The organism is Cupriavidus sp. R6-3 (genome assembly GCF_059772245.1).
Genome location: NZ_JCBAJO010000289.1, coordinates 1 through 4,980, shown reverse-complemented (window position 1 = coordinate 4,980; position 4,980 = coordinate 1). Strand labels below are relative to the sequence as shown.

General features: G+C 70.3%; 4 protein-coding genes. All 4 read right to left on the bottom strand.

The genetic code is table 11. From position 1 onward, the window contains the following. Positions 1-690, bottom strand: a 690-nt coding sequence (locus tag AC6EI8_RS24085; RefSeq protein ID WP_498383076.1) for a FecR domain-containing protein, incomplete at its 3' end; no start/stop codon positions are given. Then, positions 680-1,384, bottom strand: coding sequence for a response regulator transcription factor (locus AC6EI8_RS24080; protein WP_498383075.1), 705 nt, complete (start codon positions 1,382-1,384; stop codon positions 680-682). The genes AC6EI8_RS24085 and AC6EI8_RS24080, both read right to left, overlap by 11 nt. A 157-nt stretch (positions 1,385-1,541) precedes the next feature. Then, entirely contained in the window at positions 1,542-2,993 is a 1,452-nt protein-coding gene (gene pelG / locus AC6EI8_RS24075; RefSeq protein ID WP_498383074.1) for an exopolysaccharide Pel transporter PelG, read from the bottom strand. Continuing rightward, on the bottom strand, positions 2,993-4,858 hold the full coding sequence (gene pelF, locus AC6EI8_RS24070; protein ID WP_498383073.1) for a GT4 family glycosyltransferase PelF: 1,866 nt from the start codon (positions 4,856-4,858) through the stop codon (positions 2,993-2,995). The genes pelG and pelF overlap by 1 nt, the downstream gene beginning before the upstream one ends. Positions 4,859-4,980 lie beyond the last annotated feature (122 nt).

The following is a 4,980-nucleotide window of genomic DNA, read 5'->3' as shown; positions in this document are numbered from 1 at the left end:
GTAGCGGGTGCCGCGCACCCCGGTAACCATCATCGGCGTGCGGATCTCGAAGCGGCCGACGCCGGTCCCGGCCGGCGCGACGCGCGACTCGATGCCGCCACGATCGACCTGCATCACGGTATCGCCCAGACCCGTGCCGGCAAACACCCGCAGACGCTTGACCTGCAGCCGCGTGTTCGCCGGTATCGCGACGCGGGTGCCGTCGGGCAGCTCGAAGGTGACCAGGCCATCGGTACCGGTTTGCAGCCAGGCCGCCTCGTCGACGCGCATGCCGGGCCGCAGCGCGGCGCCGTTGGCGTCGGCCTGGCCGACCACCGACACCACGCGCGCGCTCGCCACCGTCACCGGAATGCGCGCGAGCGGAATGCGGACCTGGGTGCCGATCGGCAGCCGGTACGGATCGGCGACGCGGTTCAGCGCCTTCAGCTCGCGCCAGACGTCGGCGCGGCCGGTATAGCGCTGGGCGACCCAGAACAGCGTGTCGCCCGGCTCGACCTGATGCAGGAAATACTCGCCATCGGCACCGGCCGGGCCTGCCTGTGCCGGCGCGAACGCCAGCAGCGCCCATGCGGCAACCGCGGCCCTGGCCACCGTGACGGCCGTGGCAGCCGCGGTGGCCGTGGTGGTCGCCCTGGCCCCTGTAGCCGCACTGGCCGCGGTGGCCGTCACCACCCCACCCTCACGCACCATCGGTGGGCTCCGCGCAGCGCTCGAAACGATAGCCGTAGGAATACACCGAGGCGAGCCGCACGCCGTTCTCCGGCCGCAGGCCGAGCTTGATGCGCAGCCGCGACAGATGGGTATCCAGCGTGCGCGAGCTGGCGCCGAGCGAGCGGCCCCATACCGCCTGCTCGACGACGTCGCGCGGCAGCAGCCGGTCCATGTTGCGGAACAGGTAGAGCGCGAGATCGAACTCGCGCGGCGCGATATCGACCTCGACGCCGTTCAGGCTGGCGGTGCGCGCCACCGGATCGAGCCGATAGGCGCCCACCACGATGGCCTCGTTGGCCGGGGTGGACGGATAGGTCCGGCGCAGCAGTGCGCCGACGCGGGCCAGCAGCTCGCCGCGCCGCACCGGCTTGATCATGTAGTCGTCGGCGCCGCCGGCCAGGCCCATCACGATGTCCTCTTCCAGCGATCGGCTCGTCAGGAACAGGATCGGCGGGTACTGCCCCGAATGCAGCCGGACGTGGGTCACCACGTCATAGCCGCTGATGTCGGGCAATTGCCAGTCCATCACCAGCAGATCGTAGGAGCGCTCGCGCATCGCGCGCAGGAAGGCCTTGCCGCCCGAAAAACTGTCGCAGGCATGTCCGGCGCTGGCCAGGATCTGCTGGATCAGTTCGGCCTGGCTGGGATCGTCTTCGACCGATGCGATATTCATGTTCTTCTCAGTGACTGGTCGGTTCGCCGCTTGCCCGGCACGGCGACGCGGGCAGGCGTGATGGGATGAGTTCGGTCAATGCAATGATGTGTCGAATTGTAACTGCGTCGGTCACCATACCGCGCTCCACCGCCTTATCTTCGCCGCCCGATTCGCATTACTGCAACATATAAGTTTCATATTCCAGGCGCTCGAGCCGGCGGTCCAGCAGCACCAGCGCGATCGCCACCACGATCAGCGCGGCGAACGCAAAGCCATAGCCGTACCACGCCGGACCCAGCGCCAGCGTCATCTGCGTCAGCCCGACGTTCAGCGCCACGAAGGCGGCCCCGAGCAGCAGGATTTCGCGGCGCCGGTCCAGATGGAAATAGACGCTGAGCGTGGCGAGCAGCACCACGTAAAGGCCCGCGCCGACCACGTCGACGTGCAGCAGCTGCAGGTACAGGTCGGCCATGCCGAACAGCGCCAGCAGCGGCCGGCCCAGCGCGAACAGCAGCAGCGCGGCGATCGCCAGCAGCTTGACGACTTCGTACAGGCCCAGCCGGACGGCCCGCACCATGGCGTCGCGCGCCGCCTCGATCCGCTGCAGCGAGCCGCCGCCGCGCACCGCGTCGGCGAAGGCATCGTAATGGGCGACGAACTCCCGTTCGATGCGCAGCGCGAACGCCGCCATCGCCGGCACGACGGCCAGCCAGGCCAGAAACACCGGGACGTCGTAGATCGCCGAGGCATGCAGCGGCCCGATGACGCGCTGCCCCGTGCCGGCGTGGTACCAGAACTGCAGCTTGTCGGCCCAGAGTCCCAGCGGGTACAGCAGGCCGATCGCCATCAGGCTCGGATGGCGATGGCGCCGGGCAAACAGCTCGAACGACAGCAGGCATGGGTTGCTGTCGCTGCGGTCGCTGCGGTCGCTGCGGTCGCTGCGGTCGCTGCGGTCGCTGCGGTCGCTGCGGTGATGGCGATGGTAGAGATAGCCGCGATGGATCGGTATCGCCGTGCCGGCGAGCAACACCAGCTCGCCGATCACGAAGGCGCCCAGCAGCCCCTCCAGGCCGAAGCCGCGCAGCGCCAGCGCGGCAAGCGCCGCCACCGCATAGCCGGCCACGAAGGCGCAGGCGATCGCGCGGTACTGCTTCATGCCGGACAGAAAGGTCACCGCGATCCAGACATGGCACATCAGCACGAAGCCCGCCAGCATCAGCGCGCGATACCACGCCGATTGCTGCGGGAACGCCCACAGCGCGCACGCCAGGCCAAGCAGGCCGGCCAGCACGGTGACCACCAGCCCCACCGCATGCACGCCCGGCAGCACCGCCTCTGCGCGACCTTCCGCGAGACGGCCCGCGGCGTAGCGGACCAGATGAAGCTGCAGCGGTCCGGTCAGCATCAGGCTGACCGCGATCAGATGGATCGCCGATACCTGGAACTGCACGGCTTGCGCGCCCGGCAATCCCGTCGGCAGCCGGAGCACGCCGATCAGCAGAACGCCCGCGATCGCCAGCACCCAGGCACCGCAAGCGAGCACGCTGGCGAAGCCGTAGGCCTGCAGCGTGCCGCCAACGCGATTGCGGTCCCGCAAGCCGCGCAGGAAGAAAGTCAGGTCCACCATCATGGCGCTCCCGCGAAGGGGCAACGGCCGGCCGGCAGCCGTTCGCCGGCCGGATTCGACATGGTCGCCGGGGACAACGCCGGCCGGCCCACGCCGGCACGTCCGCCCGCGTCGGCGTGCGGTTTCGCTGCGAGATGCTGGTACAGCTGCCGGTAGCTGGCCACCATCGCATGCTGGGTGTAATAGCGCTCGGCGCGCACGATCGCCGCGCGCTGTGCGGCACGCCACCGCTCGTCATCGCCGAGCAGCGCGACCGCCTCGCGTGCCAATGCGCCGGGATCGGCAATGCGCACCACCGCGCCCGCCGCGCCCAGTGCCATGTCTTCGTCGCCGACGCCCTCGATCAGCTCGCGGCAGGCGCCGACATCGGTGGCCACGCACGGCACGCCGGCGGCGAACGCCTGCAGCACCGCCGGCGGCAGCGCCTCGCTGATCGAGCTCAGTACCAGCACGCCGACCTGCGGCAGCAGCTCGTCGAGGCGCCGCGGGCCGAGGAAGCGCACGTTGCCGGCCAGTCCCAGGCCTTGCACCAGACCGCGGCATTCGCGCGCGTATTCCGTATCCTCGTCCTCGGCCCCGGCAATCCACCCCTGCGCATCGGGACACTGCCTGACCACGGTCAGCATCGCGCGGATGAAGGTCTTGACGTCCTTGCGCGGCACCACCCGGCCCGCCAGGCACAGTACCTGCGGCACGCGCTCCGGCCGCTGCGCGCGCAGCGGCGCCAGCGCGGGCAGATCGATGCCGTTCGGGATGGTGCGCGTGCGGCTGGCCGGCGCGCCGTCCCTCACCTGCCCGCGGCGGTTGCCTTCATAGAGCGCGACGATCTCGTCCGCCGCCTCGTAGCAGACGCGCCCCAGCGATTCGAAGAAGCGCAGCCACAGCTCGCGGCAATAGTCCGTTTCCGGGACATCGTGCTCGACGGCGTTGCCGCCGCGGCGATGCTGCGGGTCGCGATAGGGGTTGTCGCGCTGCCAGCGCGACTGGAACCAATCGATGCCGTGCTCGCGCGCAGGGATCGCGTGCTGCGACACCAGCAACGGGCGATCATGCCGGTAGCGCAGCATCGCCCCGAGCAAGCCGGCATAGCCGGTCGATGCCGCGTGGTAGACGCGCGCCGGCATCAGCGTCGCCGCGATCCGCGCCAGCCGCCACAGCGGCCGGTGCATCGTGCGTACGCTCCAGAAGTAGTCGGAGAACGAGGTGTCGGTGCAATGGCGGCGGTACTGCTCGACGATCATGTCCCAGGCGGGCCGGCTGTGCAGGAAGGCGTGTTCCGACAGCCGGCCCTCCTTTCCCTCCTCGCCCTCCTCGCCCTGCGCGTCCATCAGCGCGTTGATCAGCTCGCGCATCGCGGCGCTTGCCTGCACGTGTCCGCCGTTCGCGTTGTTGACGCCGCCGGCGCCGTGGCTGCCGCCGACGCCGTTAATACCCTTGCCGCGCTGGCGCAGCAGATCGTGCAGGCGCGCCCCATCGGCGAAGGCCTGTGCATCCGCCCGCTGTCGCGGCACCGTGGCGGCCGGTTCGTCGTCATGCAGGCAATGCGTCTCCAGATGCAGGACATTGTCCGGCAGCGCGACCGCCATCTCGCCGCAGGCCTCGCGCCGGTCGCCGATCACGACGACCGCGAAGGTGGTCTGCGGGAAGGCCCGGATCATCCGCTCGGCCCATCCCGGCGCGGCTGCCCTCGCGAAGGGATGGCTGCCTTCAAGCAGCAGCGCAATATCGACCTGCGCGGCCCGCGCGCCCCCCGTAACGCCCGCGCGCCCCGCGCGCCTCGCGTCCGGCGAGGCGGCGTGAGCGGTTGGCGTGCGGGCTGCTGCGAAGGGCGTGTTTGGCGCGTTTGGCGTGTTCGGCGCGGTCATGTTCATGATGTCCAGTAGCGCAGCACGGGCTGAAGCTGCGGCAGCGCCGGCAGCGACGCGGCCTGGCGCAGGCGCTGCATCGCGGCCCTGGTCGCCGCGAAATCGCCCTCCAGATAGGCCGC

Excerpts from the sequence above, each read along its gene's own strand:
- AC6EI8_RS24080 (WP_498383075.1), bottom strand. The coding sequence starts at position 1,384 with ATGAATATCGCATCGGTCGAAGACGATCCCAGCCAGGCCGAACTGATC.
- pelG (WP_498383074.1), bottom strand. The coding sequence starts at position 2,993 with ATGGTGGACCTGACTTTCTTCCTGCGCGGCTTGCGGGACCGCAATCGC.
- pelF (WP_498383073.1), bottom strand. The coding sequence starts at position 4,858 with ATGACCGCGCCGAACACGCCAAACGCGCCAAACACGCCCTTCGCAGCA.